Annotated in this window: 13 protein-coding genes; 4 read left to right on the top strand and 9 right to left on the bottom strand. The window is 42.8% G+C overall.

Annotated features, from left to right (window positions below):
* Positions 1 to 40: 40 nt before the first annotated feature.
* Entirely contained in the window at positions 41 to 1,933 is a 1,893-nt protein-coding gene (locus NOS7524_RS09500) for a lipoxygenase family protein (RefSeq protein WP_015138267.1), read from the bottom strand.
* Between the two features lie 763 nt (positions 1,934 to 2,696).
* Positions 2,697 to 3,986: a GAF domain-containing sensor histidine kinase gene (locus tag NOS7524_RS09490; protein WP_015138266.1), complete on the bottom strand. Its 1,290-nt coding sequence runs from the start codon at positions 3,984 to 3,986 to the stop codon at positions 2,697 to 2,699.
* A 190-nt stretch (positions 3,987 to 4,176) separates the two neighbouring features.
* On the opposite strand from NOS7524_RS09490, the gene NOS7524_RS09485 reads away from it, so the two are divergent.
* On the top strand, positions 4,177 to 4,707 hold the full coding sequence (locus tag NOS7524_RS09485) for a DM13 domain-containing protein (RefSeq protein ID WP_015138265.1): 531 nt from the start codon (positions 4,177 to 4,179) through the stop codon (positions 4,705 to 4,707).
* Between the two features lie 352 nt (positions 4,708 to 5,059).
* Here the strand turns inward: NOS7524_RS09485 and NOS7524_RS09480 are convergent, their stop codons facing one another.
* A complete protein-coding gene (locus tag NOS7524_RS09480) occupies positions 5,060 to 5,551 on the bottom strand; it encodes a DUF2808 domain-containing protein (RefSeq protein ID WP_015138264.1) in 492 nt (163 codons plus the stop codon).
* Between the two features lie 591 nt (positions 5,552 to 6,142).
* Between NOS7524_RS09480 and NOS7524_RS09475 the strand changes: the two genes are divergently transcribed.
* Together NOS7524_RS09475 and NOS7524_RS09470 are read left to right on the top strand one after the other, a co-directional pair.
* Positions 6,143 to 7,030 carry a sensor histidine kinase gene (locus NOS7524_RS09475; protein ID WP_235622413.1) on the top strand — a complete coding sequence of 296 codons (888 nt, stop codon included), beginning with the start codon at positions 6,143 to 6,145 and terminating at the stop codon, positions 7,028 to 7,030.
* A 2-nt stretch (positions 7,031 to 7,032) separates the two neighbouring features.
* Positions 7,033 to 7,707 (top strand): response regulator transcription factor, encoded by a 675-nt coding sequence (locus NOS7524_RS09470; RefSeq protein WP_015138262.1) that lies wholly within the window; start codon positions 7,033 to 7,035, stop codon positions 7,705 to 7,707.
* A gap of 116 nt (positions 7,708 to 7,823) precedes the next feature.
* Here NOS7524_RS09470 and NOS7524_RS09465 read toward each other — a convergent pair whose 3' ends face one another.
* The 3 genes from NOS7524_RS09465 to NOS7524_RS09455 form a co-directional block, all read right to left on the bottom strand.
* Entirely contained in the window at positions 7,824 to 8,336 is a 513-nt protein-coding gene (locus tag NOS7524_RS09465; protein WP_015138261.1) for a DoxX family membrane protein, read from the bottom strand.
* Between the two features lie 25 nt (positions 8,337 to 8,361).
* Positions 8,362 to 9,777 carry an NAD(P)/FAD-dependent oxidoreductase gene (locus NOS7524_RS09460; protein WP_015138260.1) on the bottom strand — a complete coding sequence of 472 codons (1,416 nt, stop codon included), beginning with the start codon at positions 9,775 to 9,777 and terminating at the stop codon, positions 8,362 to 8,364.
* A 253-nt stretch (positions 9,778 to 10,030) separates the two neighbouring features.
* A complete protein-coding gene (locus NOS7524_RS09455) occupies positions 10,031 to 10,390 on the bottom strand; it encodes a hypothetical protein (RefSeq protein ID WP_015138259.1) in 360 nt (119 codons plus the stop codon).
* 297 nt (positions 10,391 to 10,687) lie between these two features.
* Here NOS7524_RS09455 and NOS7524_RS09450 point away from each other — a divergent pair, with 297 nt between their 5' ends.
* Entirely contained in the window at positions 10,688 to 11,755 is a 1,068-nt protein-coding gene (locus tag NOS7524_RS09450) for a DMT family transporter (protein ID WP_015138258.1), read from the top strand.
* Between the two features lie 81 nt (positions 11,756 to 11,836).
* Here the strand turns inward: NOS7524_RS09450 and acs are convergent, their stop codons facing one another.
* From acs to NOS7524_RS09435, 3 genes are all read right to left on the bottom strand, one after another.
* Positions 11,837 to 14,671 (bottom strand): acetate--CoA ligase alpha subunit, encoded by a 2,835-nt coding sequence (gene acs / locus NOS7524_RS09445; RefSeq protein ID WP_015138257.1) that lies wholly within the window; start codon positions 14,669 to 14,671, stop codon positions 11,837 to 11,839.
* 202 nt (positions 14,672 to 14,873) lie between these two features.
* Positions 14,874 to 15,347 (bottom strand): hydrogenase maturation protease, encoded by a 474-nt coding sequence (locus NOS7524_RS09440; RefSeq protein WP_015138256.1) that lies wholly within the window; start codon positions 15,345 to 15,347, stop codon positions 14,874 to 14,876.
* Between the two features lie 99 nt (positions 15,348 to 15,446).
* Entirely contained in the window at positions 15,447 to 16,682 is a 1,236-nt protein-coding gene (locus NOS7524_RS09435) for a hypothetical protein (RefSeq protein ID WP_015138255.1), read from the bottom strand.
* Between the last annotated feature and the right edge of the window lie 97 nt (positions 16,683 to 16,779).

Raw genomic sequence — 16,779 nt, 5'->3', positions numbered from 1 at the left:
CCCCATCTCCCTCATCTCCCCCATCTCCCTCATCCCAGCCTTAAATATTAATACTCTGGGGAATCTTGGAAGGGAGCAAATATTCATAGGCTGGGCGGTTTAAATTGCGCTGATTGATGGTGTCTTCAATTAGCTGGAGTTTATCTTGGAAGCTTTGCAATAAGGATGTTACTTGTGGATCAGTAAAGTGTGGTTGTGGATATTGACCGAGTTTGTTGTAATACACAGATCCTAATAAGTAAAGTAAGTTATATTGCCCTTGTGCTTGTTCTAGTGGAGGCAGCAAGTTGAGGTAGTCTTGCTCAGTCACTTCTCCCTTGAGGGTTGAGGCTGGCATATAACCGGCTAGTGGGACAACTGGGGCATAGCCCATGATATCTTTCTGGGGAAAGTTTACCGCCGCGTGTTGAACACTGGCGGTGAAAATGATCAGTGTTACCGCATCAATTAGATATTCTCTGGTTTTGATACCTCCATCTTCACCAAAGCCAGTAATTCTACCACCTTCGTAAGCTTGGGCTTCGGTTGCCCATGCTTGTAAGGCTGCGTCTTTTTCCACATCTGCATCTGTAGGATAGTAAAGCTTGAGGTAGTCTGACACCCAATCACGGATAGCATCCCAGATTAACAGGGCATCATCTCGGTAAGGATAAACAGGTAATAGGTTGGGATCATCCACACCACGCTGTTTGAGTTGCTTGGGTAACATGGCTGCGTTGAAGTTATAGCTTTGCAATCCACGCACGGCTAAAATACGAGAGTTATCAATAGTTGATGAAAGTAATAGATCAACACCTCCATCACGAGCGATGAGGTTCTCTTGGGCGGCATTATTGATGGCTAATGTACCCTCGAAATGGGGGCGTAACAACAGGCTGAGGGGATGATTGCTTGGGAGTTGCCGATGGGTTGCCATCACGAATACACCCACAAACAGGTGTGTTCTAGCTAGGTGGCTGACGGCTTCGTGAAAGTTGGCATCGGCGATGAGGACAATAGTTTTGGCAAACAGCCAGGCGTATTTACCAGAGTTAGGGGTAATGATGGGGTGATCTGCGTCTGGGGTTTGTCCACATTGAATGGCTACTGGGCGGAGTAAACGGTGAGCATCTGCGCCTTTGGGTACAGCAAACAGTGCCAGAGGTGCGTAGACATACTTTTGTAGTTTTGGGTGTGTACCATTGATCGCACCATCTAAAATCCCATAGTCTGCCAGATAAAGTCTACCGTCTTCCCCGGCTGCTGCTAAGGAATCATCACTACCCATCACGGCTTGGTAATGCTCGTCTGTGACTGGGAAGCGATCGCCTGGGCTAGTTACCCGCTTAATCATTAAGGGATTATAACCAGCCACTTGCATATAAGCAAAAACTTCATCTTCTTGATAAGTGCTGGCAATCTTGGGCAATCCCAACACTGGTAGCAATTTTTCGTAATCCTTGAGACTGGTTACGCGTCCTTTGGGTTGTTTCTCAAATAACAGCTTAGTGATGCGGTTGAGTGAATCTGTAAAAATTGACAGTCCAATTTCCTTAAGTAGTGATAAAAACAGATCATCCAGTTCCCGCAAATCTTTAGAGACGCTACGCAGCAGAAATTGGGGGAGAATTTGCAGCAGTCTGGCAATTACACCCAGGCGAAATGGGATGGCTCCCTTAATCAAAGCTTCTAAAAGAAACGCAATGACATCATCTTTCACCGACTTAAAACCACGATTACCCCGGTTGACAATCAGGGTATTGATAAAAATCAGGCGTAATTCTTTAGCTAATAAACAATACCAACGAGTGGTGAACTCTTCCGCAGGTGGCAGTTGATTCACCATCGCCAAAGGGGGAATATGGGTGTAGTTATATTGATATTGCTGCCTAGCTATATCCAAGTTGTGGTTGCTGGGGGAACTTCTCGAATTATCTGCTGATGCCACATTCATAAACACTCCTGCTATATGGGCGTTCACCAAGAACTGTAAAAATTAACCGGAAAATAACTTTATTGAACTTTTTTGAGGGTAATCAGTGTAAAACCTATATAAAATCACAATTTTATACCTACATAGCTGGGAGTCAGCAAAAATTAACACTATGATCACAAGCCAGTTGAGAGGTAGCAGGCAGAAAGACAAAATCAGAAAGCTTTATCAAGAAAGGCAGAGGGCAGGAGGCAGAAGGCAGAAGGGAATTCTGATTCCTGCCCTCTCGCACTCTCAGGAGAGTAAGGCGAAACACCGCACCAAATTGAAAATTTGGTGGCTCTCGTTGAGGTGGGGTTTGAATCCCCATCTAAACGAAACCTCCTGCCTCCTGCCTTCTGCCTCCTGCTTTCTTCAATAGTTATTTCAAGCTTGTTGACAGTTTTTATGCAAACCGTAGGGGTAGATAAAGAAAAAAGCGATCGCTCAACTTCACCTGAGCGATCGCCGTCACCAGATTATTTCTGATCTCTTGAGATTGATGATATCTAGGCGTTAGCCTCGAATCATTACCGAAAACTGCAATCTTGTAAGACTAAAGTTTAGGGCTGGGCATTGGGAATGGCGCAGAGGACAATCTCAAGGATTAAATGAGTAATGAGTAGTGAGTAATACCCATTACTTATTACTTATTACTTATTACTCATTACTTCACAATTAAAGACAGTTGGAGTCGGGGATTTAAATCTCAACTCAACTGACACTACGTGTAGACGTAGGGGTCTTAAACCCTTGAATTTACGATAAGTTTGTTATGAGCCACAGGTAATTGAACACTGACTGTAGTACCTGTTGATGTATCAGACTCAATAGATAACTCCCCACCATGAGCATTGACTATGCGTTTGGTAATGGCAAGTCCTAAACCTGTACCACTAGGTTTTGTAGAGAAGAATGGCTGAGTTAGTCTTGATAAAATTTCTGGGGGGATTGGTTCACCACCATTGCAAACATTAATACACACCCTCTCTGGAGAAGAAGTGTCTACTTCCCATTTAATCACATCTCCTGGGGCAACGGCTTCACAGGCATTGCGGACAATATTAATAAAAACTTGTTTGAGCTTATCTTTGTCTCCCAGCATCTTGACTGGCACTGACGCAGGGATAAATTCGATTTGTCGTGAAACTGCTTCTTGCATCTCGCTCATGGCAGTTAGCAATTCACGAATGAATTGATTTACATCCAATTCACAAAATTGCAACACCTGGGGTTTGGCATAAAGCAAAATTTCACTCAGCAAATTTTCTAATCGGCTGGCTTCGCCAAGTGCTAGTGATAATCGCTCTTGTGCTGGTTCAGTGAGGATGTTTTTTTGAAAATACTTCAATCCTATGATCATGGTAGTCAAAGGATTACGAATTTCATGCACAATCATCGCCGCAAATTCACCAATGGCTGCTAGCCGTTCCTGTTCTACAAGCTTGGCTTGTGCCGCCCGTAGTTCTGCTGTGCGTTTTTCTACCTCAGCCTCTAAAATCTGATTGAACTGACACTGCTGCTGGTACAAATGATAATTATCAATTGCTGTAGCGGCACGTTCCGCAAACAATTCTCCTAGTTGAATTTCTTCTTGGCTAAACTCCCGTGGCTGCTGATGAAAAGAGCAGATCGTACCAATCACTTCCCCTGTAGCAATCCGCAACGGTAGTCCTAAATAGGCACAATAACCTTCTGGAACTTCGCCATATTCTGGATGTTGGTTCGCATCTTCCACTGCTAAAGAGTTACCAGTTTCCATGACAGTACCCGTTAATGATCCATGCAGTGAATAAACGTGTTCACCCTCGCCCATGTCAATACTACTGGCAAGTACCCTTTCAAATCCTTGCTGGCACAAAGTGACTACTGACCAGTCTACCTCTAGCAACTCACTGACTCCACAGGCAATATCATGTAGATAGCTAGATAGTTTCCCAGTCCGATAGTTCAAAGAGGATAAAAGAGCGATCGCTCGTCGCTCACGTTGCCACATTTGGTTATGTAAGGTTTTATTATCAACGGATTTGATCATAAACAAGAATATTATTTTTTTAAATAAAAAACTAATCTTTAAATTTTGCTGAGAAATTACTAATAATTTTTTCAACAGAATATCAGCTTTATAGATGTAAGTACTTAGATATTCATAATTATTTAACTAATTATTCGAGCAATAATCAGGTTAAACCTCAAATCATTATTGCTTGAAGGAATTGTTATTCATGAAAGCCAAACAGTTGATAATACTAGGTCTAACTTCTTTGTTTATGGTTAGCTGTGTCAGAGAACCATCAAATCAACAATCTACTACAAATTCTACATCTGCAAATGCCACTCTACCTGTAGAATCAACTCAGGGAAATACTCCAGCCCAGTCTGCTAAAACTTCAGACAAAACTACTATTAAATCAGGTACATTCGTTTCTGGAGAACACACAACTCAAGGAACAGTCCGCATCAAGAGCCAAGACGGTAAATCATTTCTTGAGCTTGATCAGTCATTTAAAACTTCTACATCAGGGCCTGACTTAGTAGTAGTTTTACATCGTTCCGATAACGTCATTAGTTCAACTAAACCACCATCCTATTCCTTAAAAGAAGGAGATTATATTGTCATAGCTCCTTTACAAAAATTTAGCGGTAATCAAACATATCTTATTCCTAACGACATTAACTTAGCAGAATACAAATCGGCTGCTATCTGGTGTCGCAAATTCAATGCTACTTTTGGTGCTGCCAGCTTGAGTAGTTAAAATTAAATGAGTAATGAGTAATGAGTAGTGAGTAGTGAGTAATACCCATTATTTATTACTTATTACTTCAAAATTAAAGACAGTTGGAGTCGGTGATTTAAATCCCAACTCAACTGATACTACTTGAATTTATGATAAAGCTTAGGAATTGGTGTCAAGTCCTGTCGTAATGCCTAAAATCCTGATTTTTCAGGGTTTTAGGATTTGAATTTTGTAGCTATACGAAATTACGTTTTGAGCCTTCTTAAACATCCGTATTTAGACATAAGATACCCGACTTCTTGAAGAAGTCGGGCATTTAAATATTTAATAAATTGAGTGAAAGTATCTTGTTTACACAAATACTTTAACTTCAGTTGGGAATGTCAATTCTAGCTGTTCCAATTGGAATTTCTCCTTCTAATCCCACTCTTTTAGCGGTTACTCCATAGAGAAGAATCTTATCAGTCGAAACCGCCATCTTCACGCCTGTAAATTGAACTTCTACAGAATTACCAGGAGCAACGGGTTGCTCAAAGATAATTGATACATTTCCTTGACTAATTTCTATTTTAGCCGCGATATCCATACCAGATTTATCTCTAACCCGAACGCCATTAAAGCGTTCCATTTGGCTAGGAACAGAAATCATCAAGTCTTGTAAAGACATCCCAACAACCGCCACTCTGATAAAGTGATTATTATTTCGGATACCAGAGTTAGTAATATGGGGGACGTTAATTTTTAATGCAACCTGAGAGGATGGTTGTGAATTGATCTGTTCATAGTTGACAGGTGCAGCTATAGCCGTAGAAGTGGTAGTGAGTATTAAAGCAGATAAACTACCACTAATTAAACCTTTCATGATTAATTCCTCTTGTTGGGGTGAATCAATGGCTCAAATTAATTCAAGAGCCTGTAATTAATAGATTGATTCATGAATATGAAATAAGGTTGATTGATAAATTAAACTCTGCTGAAATTTTTATGCTAATCATCTCAGAAAATAATATTTCTCTAAATAGGGGCAGAAATCCCTATTTGGCAATGGTTACAGTATATTCAGCAAAACCTCTAACTATACTCAGGAAAAACTCATTTTTATGGTAACGATATATATTACATTAAATATAATTAGGTAAAATTATCTAAATTATTTGGTAGTTGTTAATTTTAGGGATGAAATTAATTAAATATGTAGAGATGAGTCACGCCAATGAATTTTGTAACCCCGTTGAAGCAAAAATTAGGCAAAGTAGCTCAAGTAAGAATTAACCCCTCTTCACTTCAATTTCGTCTGACTATAGGAATCATTATTATTTTTACTCTGGGTTGCAGTAGCTTGACGATTTGGCTAGATTGGGAAATAAAAAAGTTTTTTATGATTACTTATCAACAGTTTGGAATCTCTTATGACGACCCCAAACTGTTAGTACTATTGCAAAATTTTAGAAAGATGACTGTATTGTTAGTGGCTACAACTGCTGCGATCGCCACTGTGTTCATCAGGCGATCGCTGTTGCCATTACGACAGATGAATCAATGGGCTGCAACCTACGCTCAAGAATTAAGTCCCTATCAGCCAAAGTTAACTGGAACCCTCAGCGAAGTCAAAGCGATCGCCAAAACTTGGAATGATTTATTAATCAGGCTTGCCGAAGTTAGAGAACAACAGCGACAGTTTACCAACGACTTAGCGCACGAGTTACGCTCACCTCTCTCGCTGGTTTATGCCTATCTGCAAAGAACCTGGCAACGCCGTCATAACTTGCCAGATTCGCAAAAAGAAGCCTTAGAAATGGCTGTTGCTGATGCAGAACGCATGACTCAGATACTACAAGATTTACTTGATTTAGCGCGAGCCGGTAGCAGTACGATGCCCTTGCAAGCTGAACAAATGATCCTGAACAATTTGGTTGCAGACATGGCACAGATGAGCGAAAAATTTGAGGGAAGGGCAATCCTGCTAGAAATCGCCCCGTTTCCCATTCAAGTAAAAGCAGATCGCACCCAGCTAATGCAGGCGTTAAATCATTTAATTGACAATGCAGTTAAACACTCAGATACAGATGAGCCAATTACTTTGCAGCTCACTCAGACTGATGGTTGGGCTGTAATTCAAGTCAGTGATCATGGCTGTGGTATTCCATTGGCGGAACAGTCGCGCATTTTTGAACCCTTTTACCGAGTCGATACATCTCGTAGTCGTGCAACTGGGGGGACAGGCTTGGGTTTATCCATCGTCAAACGCCTTATAGAACGAATGGGGGGGCAGGTAGGAGTTCGCTCAGAACCAGGTAATGGCAGCACTTTTATTCTCAAATTACCAGCATTAGGATCATAAATATGACAGCACATATCCTTCTGGTTGAAGATGAAGTTAAATTAGCGCGATTTGTGGAATTAGAACTGAGTAGCGAAGGTTATCAAGTCAGCGTAGCCCATGATGGTATAACTGGTTTAACCCTAGCGCGGGAGTCATCGCTAGATTTAGCCATTCTAGATTGGATGTTGCCAGGATTAACAGGTTTGGAACTTTGTCGCCGCTTGCGAGCTACAGGAAACAAAATGCCAGTGATATTGTTGACAGCCAAAGATGAAGTGAGCGATCGCGTGGCAGGATTAGATGCAGGAGCCGATGATTATGTAGTTAAGCCCTTCAGTATTGAAGAACTACTAGCCAGAATCCGCGCCCATCTGCGCCGTACTCAAGACACAGATGATGATTTATTGCAGTTTGAAGACTTGAGTTTAAATCGTCGTACCCGTGAAGTGTTTCGCGGTAAACGTGCAATTGAGTTAACCGCAAAAGAGTTTGACTTATTAGAATATCTGCTTTCACATCCCCGGCAAGTTTTTACGAGAGAGCAAATTTTAGAGAAAGTTTGGGGTTATGATTTCATGGGCGATTCTAATATTATTGAAGTTTATGTTCGTTATTTACGGCTCAAATTGGAAGAAAATAACGAGAAACGCTTAGTTCATACAGTGCGTGGTGTAGGTTACGCACTGCGTGAATAAATTCATATCTCAGCCCAATTACACAATCAAACTCTGCGTCACTTTGCGCTTAACTTTGCGTCTACCTCTGCGTTAAAAAATATATTCTTCTGATGGCAGCACCTGTAGATGAGGTATTACATATCATCGTCAGCAGTATTAACAGCATCAGCCATTGCTTGACTACGACGACGACTCATTTTCTGTTCGTAAGCATCGTAGGCAATGCAGATCCAAATTAAAGTCATGAACAGGATGTTTTTGTTAAAGCTTTCTGCGCCATTGGGAAATAGGCTACCAGCAGGGACAATCCCAAATGCCAGAATGATGCTAAATGTCATAAGTATTAGTAATAAACCTGTCCACCGCACCCAATAGTTGAGGGCAAACAATGCACCTAGGACGATTTCTGCTAAAGGTAACAACCAAGCATAGGGAACAGCAATCAGCCAAGGTAGCGGCCCCACACCTTCCCATCCGGGGGGAATTCCCGGCCCTATCATTTGCAATTTTTGAGTGATTACGGTTTGGTAGAAACCGTTAGGAACACTGAAATTTAAATAGTTGGCAATACCGGAGACAAAGAAGAACAAGCCCATTGTAATGCGGTTAACTATAACGGCTGTGCGGAGGTTGAGTAGGTATTTCATTTTGAATTTTGTATTTTGAATTGATTTATCGAGATGGGGGTGTCAGGTAATCTAGTAATGTGGGAATGCCTGTCCAACTGAGGTTTTGTTGAAATTGCATCGGTTGGGCTGCCCGCCAAATAAGAGGAGTGGCTAAAATTAGTGCAGCTGTGGCAGTTGCTACTCCAGATAACCAGGGTGTTTGTCCTAGCTGCATGGGGGTAACAGAACGATGACGTTGAAATAATTCGTCCGTTAACCATTCAGTTGTGACTTTGCGGTTGTGGACAGAATTGGGCAATAGTTGTAAATATGTTCCGGCTCGAATCAGATGGCCAGGTTGTCCTTTGATTTGCACTTTGTTGAATAAGTTAGCAACACCTTCGTTTAGTCCTAATTTCATCAACGTGCCACGCATTTGGATTTGTATAGGAATGGTTGGTTTGCGTTCCTGCATTCGTTTGAGATTTTGCGCGATCGCAATTCCTTGTTGATAGGCTACTTGGGCTGTAGGTGGTTGGGGATAATCGCTAGACGTGGCACAGTCTCCCGCCGCCAAGACTTCAGGAAAATCAGATAGTTGCAATGTCGGTGTCACCAATAACCGCCCTCGGTTGTTGGGAACTGGTAACTCCATCAACAAAGGATGAGGTGCAGTCCCAGCCGTCCAAGCGATCGTTCCCGCCTGTAACATCTGTGTTTGGTTATGTTGCCGATACTCTACACCGTCAGAGGTTATTTTGGTGACAGTCGCATCAAATAAAAAATCCACAGGAATTACACGATTTTTCATGGCACGCTGGACAGTGCAACGCAAATGACTATTCACATCACCCTTGAGGATTTCCCGACTACGGTTGATTAGAACAACGCGAATTTCGCTACCATCACCCCCCAACTCGTCATACCAAATAGGAAGTAAATCTGCTAATGTACACGCCAATTCAATACCAGCTGGGCCTGCACCAATGATGGCAAAAGTCAATAGTAGGCGACGACGTTTTGGATCTGGTGTTTGGATGGCTTGATGTAGTTGATGACGCAAATGTTTTCGGAGTGCGATCGCCTCTTCCCCAGATGTAAAAGGCATTGCATATTCTGCCGCCCCTGGAGTGTTAAAGTAGGTGGTTTTGCTACCCAGTGCTAATACTAAGTTACGGTATTCAAAAACCTGACTAGAGGCTGTATTAACTCTGCGTTGATGTAGCTCAATTGATTGCACCGTATCCTGCACAAAGCTGACATTGCTACCAGCTAACAACTCTTGATAGCGAGGATAAACTTGTTCGCTGTGCAGTTCGCCACTCAGTAGTTCATATAACAACGGTTTGAAACTAAAGCGATCGCGCTGTTCAATTAAAATAATCGGGTGGGAGTAATTTTGCTGACTTAAGTGCAAAGCTGTAAACAGCCCAGCAAAGCCACCACCCAGGATGACTATAGGATGAGATGCTTGCTGCATAGGTGTTGAGAGTTGTTTAAGTGAACTGCTTTGATTAGGTAATAGGCAATAGGAAAGAAGGGGGGTAGGGGTATACTGAGTTTTTATGCGCCAGCGCAGGCTACGCCAACAAAAATCGAATATGATTCCTATAATCTTAGAGATTAGTTAAAGGGGCAAAGAAAATCTGCTCATTTTTTCTTGTCCCCATACTGTAAGAACTCTATACAGAATTGCTTTACTTCAAGTGCTTAAAAAATAATCAACATCTCGGCTACTTCACTTCACTAGGGTCAAACTTAGCTACCTTACCTTTCTTCACAGCAACAATCACATCATAAGTTGAACAATAAGAAAAAGTCACATTGTTGGCTTTGTTATAAAGGTTAACTACGTGACCTGCGCCACCTGCTTGGATACCAATCGGCTCCAAATCACCAAAAAAGAACCGACGCAGCTGATCTCCACTACCAAACTGACCCTTGCTTTTAGTGATTAATTCTATTTTCTGGTTTACAGACAATTCCTGAGCCGAGGCTTGAACTAATGCAGGATTGATGACTTTTAATGGTGCTTCCCAAACAGTTAAAAAACCAGTCAGAGCAACAGTTGTAATTAAAGGGGTCAGTTTCATATTAGCTCCTAGATGTTTAAGTTATCCCGAACACCTAAACTATCTGACTTGTAACTGAGAACCCATTGAAACTATTTAATGATTTTGGTGAATTTATCTGTTCAATATATTTAGTCAATTCTCAGCATCATCTCAGGAAATAAAACCAATACTCCACAATCAAGCAACAGATTCTTATCCTAGAAACCTAGAATTTGTAAAAGTCACAGCCTAATTTAAGTTTCCTCTCAGCATAACCTCATTTTCAATTGGATAATAGCCACTTAATATAATGAACGATGCTGTAATTATCATGATGTGATTGTGATTAAACCCAAAAGACGACATCGCCTAATCCACAGAATTTCCGGGCAAACGTATCTTTGGTTAGCAGTCCTCATTTTTGGAGCATCTAGTGCAGTTACCCGCAAGCTGACAGAAATTGGCGCACATCACTTTGTCGGTGGACGCAATCCGATTTCATTGTGTAACGTTTTATTCGTGGGGAATCTGTGCGCCTTGATGGTGATGATTCTCATCTATGGCAGACAGTTTCACAAAGCTACTTTACAGCAAATATCAAGACAAGAGTGGATTAGTCTGACAGCAGTAGCTATCTTATCAGGTGCGATCGCTCCCGGCTTAATTTTCCAGGCATTGGCACTCACAGGGGTAAATAATGTGATTTTGGTAGGACGAGTAGAACCGCCTCTAACTCTCACTTTATCAGTCTGGTTGCTAAAAGAACACGTCAGCGTTTGGGAATTTATGGGTGCTGTTGCTGCTTTTGTCGGCGTTACCCTGACTATTCTGCTTCAGCCTCCAGGGGTAGGCATGATGAATATGACAGGTTTGCAATTGGGTTTAGGGGAAGTGTTGGTAGCACTAGGCTCTGTAGCGGTAGCTATTTCCACAATTATTGGCAAGAAGTACCTCTCCCAAGTCCCGTTAGGAATTTCTAGTATTTTTCGTACTGCATTAGGAACAGTAATCTTTTTCTTGACTGCTTTACTATTCTATGGCAGCGACCATTTTGCTGATGTACTCTCACCATTCCTGTGGCAGTGGATGTTTCTCTATGGTGGATTAATTGTGGTAGTAGGTCAATCATTCTGGACTAAAGGCTTGAAAACTTCTACTGCATCTGCGGCTTCCTTAGTTGGCTCTTTTACCCCAATTGCAGGTATCATTGCAGCTTATTTGATCCTGGGTGAAGTTCCAACTATGGCTCAATATGTCGGTGGTAGCTTGATGATGGTAGGCATATTTCTCAGCCAAGTAGGCAAAAGATATCAGATATCTCACAAAGAAGCGGCGGTTGCTAAAATCACTTCTGTGAAAGCAGAAAAAGAGGTAGAAATGGGTATGGGATTTAAAGGTATTTAGGGCTGGCTGAAAAAGTCTTATCGTTGAGGTAGGCAATAGGCAACAGTTTCATCCTGATTTTTTGTGAGGAACTTAATTAAGCTAGAGCGTAATTTCGGCTTTCATCACAGTTGTATCGCTGGTGCGTTCCACACGAAAACCGAGTTTTTCACAGACTCTTTGCATCCCCTGATTATCAGCTAGGATATCAGCAGTGATGTGTGTGACTTGCTCATCACGTCCTACTTGTAGCAATCTTCTGACTAATTCTGTACCTATACCCTGACATTGAGAGCGATCGCTTACTAATATCGCAAATTCAGCTGTATTTGTACCATGCAATTTACTTAATCGCCCCACCGCTAATATTTGCCGTGTTCCAGTTGTGGGATCTTGGTATTCTACTACTAAGGCCATTTCGCGATCGTAATCAATAAAGCAGATACGTGTCAGACGTTCATGGGTGATGCGATGGCTTAATTTCATCAGATGGAAGTAGCGGAAATAAACGCTTTCCTCTGAGAGTGTCTCGTGAAATTTCACCAACAAAGGTTCGTCTTCGGGGCGAATGGGACGAATAGTTACAGCTGTACCATCTTTCATTGTCCACTCGCCTACATATTGTGTAGGGTAGGGACGAATTGCTAACTTAGGCAGTTGGGTTTCTGTCATATCTGGTTCATGGAGAACCACCCGCGCATCTAAAGCAATTAGTGAGGGAAGTGGTGAAGTTTCCCTACTCCCTACTCCCGATTCCCTACTTTCTCCATTTGGAGTCGCTAACAAGGGATTAATATCAATTTCTTTAATCCAACGCTGTTCAACAACCAGATGACTAAAGGCCACCATTAGATCCTCAAGGGCTGCCATATCAATACTTTGCCGTCCCCGCACACCTTTGAGGGCTTTGTAAATTTTGGTGTGTTCCATCATCCGCCGTGCCAAAGTTGTGTTGAGGGGTGGAAGGGCGATCGCGCTATCCTGAAATACTTCCACTAACTGTCCCCCAGCACCAAACAACAACACTGGCCCAAATTGGGGATCAAGGCTACTACCAATAATCAGTTCATAGCCGTCCATTTTGATCATTGGCTGTACAGTCACACCGAGGAATAAGGGGGATGGGGTGGGAGTAGTTTCTAATTCCCGGACATTCGATTCTATAGTCTGATAGGCGCGACGGACTGCATTAGCATCGGGTAGGTTTAACTGTACACCACCAACATCTGTTTTATGGGTGATGATTTGGGAATAGAGTTTCAGAACAACGGGATAACCAATATTTTCCGCACATTGCACCGCCTCATCCTCAGTTTTGGCTACACAAGTTGCCACAATGGGGATGCCGTAAGCTGCTAATATCTGTTTTGACTCATATTCTGTTAAAATCGTTCTGCCTGCCTGACGTGCGGCAAAGATAATATTTTCTACTAAATTGCGATAGGGGATACCATTCCCAGCATCAATTGCTGGTAAGACAGGAGTTTCGTAGATACCGCGTAGGTTGTAGCTGGACTGCCACATATAACTAAACACCCGCGCCGCCGTATCTGGATAAGGATATGTGGGGATGCGTTGACGATTGAGAATTATCTCCCCAGTTGCCACATCTGCACCCCCCATCCAACTGGCGAGGATGGGCTTATTAGTAATTTGGGCGTAGGGTTTTAACTGTTCTGCCGTTTGGGTGGGATCGGTCATTGCTTGGGGTGTGAGAATCACCAATAGACCGTCACTATTGGGATCTTTGGCAGCAATTTCTAAAGCTTGGGTATAGCGTTGGGGGTCAGCGTCACCGAGAATATCAATTGGGTTGGCGTGACTCCAATGGGTGGGTAGGATTTGGTTGAGGGAGTTAATTACTTCTGGAGAAATGGGTGCAAGTTCGCCGCCAGTCTCAATTAAAGCATCTGTAGCTAATACCCCCGGCCCACCAGCATTGGTGAGGATTGTCAAACGTGGCCCTTGGGGACGGGGTTGTTTGGCTAGTACCTCCGCCATATCAAACAAATCGGAAATACTATCCACCCGCAATACCCCACAACGGCGGAAAGCAGCATCTAAGACAGCATCACTACCAGCTAACGCCCCTGTGTGGGAGGCGGCGGCTTTGGCGGCTGCTTCTGTGCGTCCTGCCTTAATCACAATAATCGGCTTAGTGAGTGCCACCTCCCTCGCCGCCGAGATAAATGACCGGGCATCACCAATAGACTCCATGTAAATCACAATACTTTTGGTGTGCGGATCATCACCGAGATAGTAAATCAAGTCGCCCCAACCGACATCTAGCATTGAGCCGATGGAAACGAAGGCACTAAAGCCGACATTTTCCCGTACACTCCAATCTAGGATGGCAGTACACAGCGCCCCACTTTGACTGAGAAAACCCACATTACCAGAACGCGCCATTGCACTGGCGAAAGTTGCATTTAAACCAGTGCGGGGACTCATCACACCCAGGCAATTGGGTCCAATGATGCGGATTTTACTGCGTCGCGCCTGGGCTAAAATTTGCTGTTCTAAAGCTATACCTTCTGCACCAGCTTCTTTAAATCCAGCAGAAATAATAATTACACCTTTAACGCCTGCATCCACACACTCAGCAATGACTCCGGGAACTGTGGGTGCTGGGGTGGCAATAACTGCTAAATCAACTGCTTCGGGGATATCAGCAATTGTGGCATAGGCTTTGATTCCTAGGACACTATGACGTTTAGGATTGACAGGGAAAACAGTACCACCAAAAGGATTACTAATTAAATTCCATAAAATCGTGCGTCCCACACTACCAACTTTTTCACTAGCACCGATCACAGCAACACTCTGGGGTGCAAAGATGGCATCAAGAGGATTGACCTTCTCCGCCTGCAAAATATCATAAGCGCGATCAATACTAGCCGTAGAGCGATCGCTAGTTTGCTTGAGAGATTTTTGCATCAATCCTCCAAATAATTTGTAATACGTAATTAAGGGTGTAGAGGAGAGAATTAACTGACACCACTACACCCATTGAGAGAGGGACACCGATAGTTACTTGTGGCTTAACTCTAACTGAAACTTTAGTTGTTGATAGTGAAAATTCAAGGTTTTTTTATAAGTACAGAGAACAAAAGATACAAATTTTTACAGATAAGCAGATCTAAGCTGATACCCTAACATCAACCCAATGATTGTTTACTTTGTCCAGAAGTTGAATAATTTTCACCAAAGCCACTGCTTTGCCCATTTCCGCAATACGGGAGAGGCGATCGCCTATTTCAAAGTTAATTCCTGGTATTGTCACTAACCAAGCCGGAGGACAGTGATCATAAAGGGCTTGAGTTAAAGCTAACAGCGATCGCGGATTACCTGTATGTACGCTGCTATCGATATCACAAGCAGGTAAAAGTGGCTGTATTTGCACATCATAGCCATCTACAGGGAGACAAGCATCTACAAATATCACCAAATCGCTATTTGTTAAAGCAGCCGCTAAATCCGGTGTAAGTTGGTGGACTGCAAGGGACTGTACAGACGATAAATGCCAGCAAGCAATCTCATTTGCTATGCGTTGGCCGATACCGTCATCACTTCGCAAATCATTACCATAACCAATCACCATTGTTTTGTTCATTTTTTAAGTTCTCTATTTAAGGGGACTGGGGATTGGGGACTGGGGAATGGGAAAGCAGGGGGAGCAGGGGAGCAGGGGAGAATAACTATTGCCTATTGCCTATTGCCTATTGCCTATTCCAACCAGAGATTGTTGACTTTTGCCTATGTCTTGATAGATTTCTGCCCTAAGTGGGTCATAAATCAACTCGTACCAGTAATGGCCTACCTTAGCATCAAATCCTTCTGGTTGATCGCGCATGAATAGGTGCAGACATTTAACGGATGTGCCTGGTAATAATTGCCAGGAAAAACAATTGAGATTGCCTTCGTGGGGATGTGCGATCGCTTCTATGTGTAAATTAGTTGCCAAGCCATAGGCTGCATAGGGTGGGGCTGTAGAACCAACGGCAAACCAATCAGGAACCGGGAATACTTGCTCGATATCTTGGGTTTGTCCCAAATTCATGTGGGCAAAATAATGGACTCCAAAGGGTAAATAAACGACCTCTGGCGCATCAGCTATTCTGTCATCTGGATTTTTGGGTTTACCTTTGACAAATAGTTCTTCAATCAAATAGTCTGCGCCCGTATATAAACTAATGACTCGATAGAGTTCGCAGACTAAATGCCGATTTTGACCTGTTTGTGGGTCTACCCCCATGTAATCAAAAGGTTCTGAGGCAATAGTAATGCTAGCACGTACCGGGCCACTGGATTGGGCTACCAATCGATACGTGTGATTATAAAGAGACACTTGATAGTAAGGTGATTTGGGATGGGGAGTCCCTGGTAATTGGATGGCACTTACCTGCATACAACGTTTTTCTGGTTCTTGTCCCAGCCATTCACCCTTCGCCGCCGGAAATGGGTCAAGAATTTCTTGGTGATCTAACTGCACACTGGTAGCTGAACCAGAAAACCAGTTACGTCCGTTATCTTCCGGTGCGGGAATTAAATTAAACCAGACAATTAAGCGATTATTAACAAATCTTACACCCCGTTCTCGCCCATCCGAGCCATAGACCACTTCTAAAGATGGTTCACCCAATTGGGTAGGTAGCGGCTGACCTTTATCGATGCGAATGAAAGCAGAAGCAAAGACATCATCTTGAGAACCAGCAGGAATCGGCTGTGAGAGGTGAAACAGTAGAACATCACGACTAGGGTCTTCAGGATCAACTCTGTCGATTTGGGCTTTAATTGGTGTCTGTGAAAGGTCGCGCAAGTCGCTTAAGACAATTTCTGTTGGTGGAATTTGTAATTGTGGTGCGATCGCTTGCCAGGGTACAGTGACATAACCACTACGCCCATAATTAGATGGATTAAAAACAGTTAATAAATTCAGGTGTGGCATTGGTTTGCCCTCCTGGGAATTTTTACAAAAAGTGGGGAAGTCAATAGTCCATAGTTAAAAGTAAGAACCCATCGCTATGAACTCTGTCTCAGATGGA

The organism is Nostoc sp. PCC 7524 (assembly GCF_000316645.1).
In the GTDB taxonomy this organism is placed as follows: Bacteria; Cyanobacteriota; Cyanobacteriia; order Cyanobacteriales; family Nostocaceae; genus Trichormus.
Note: the sequence above shows the minus strand (reverse complement) of the source record. Positions and strands in the feature narration are given on the sequence as shown.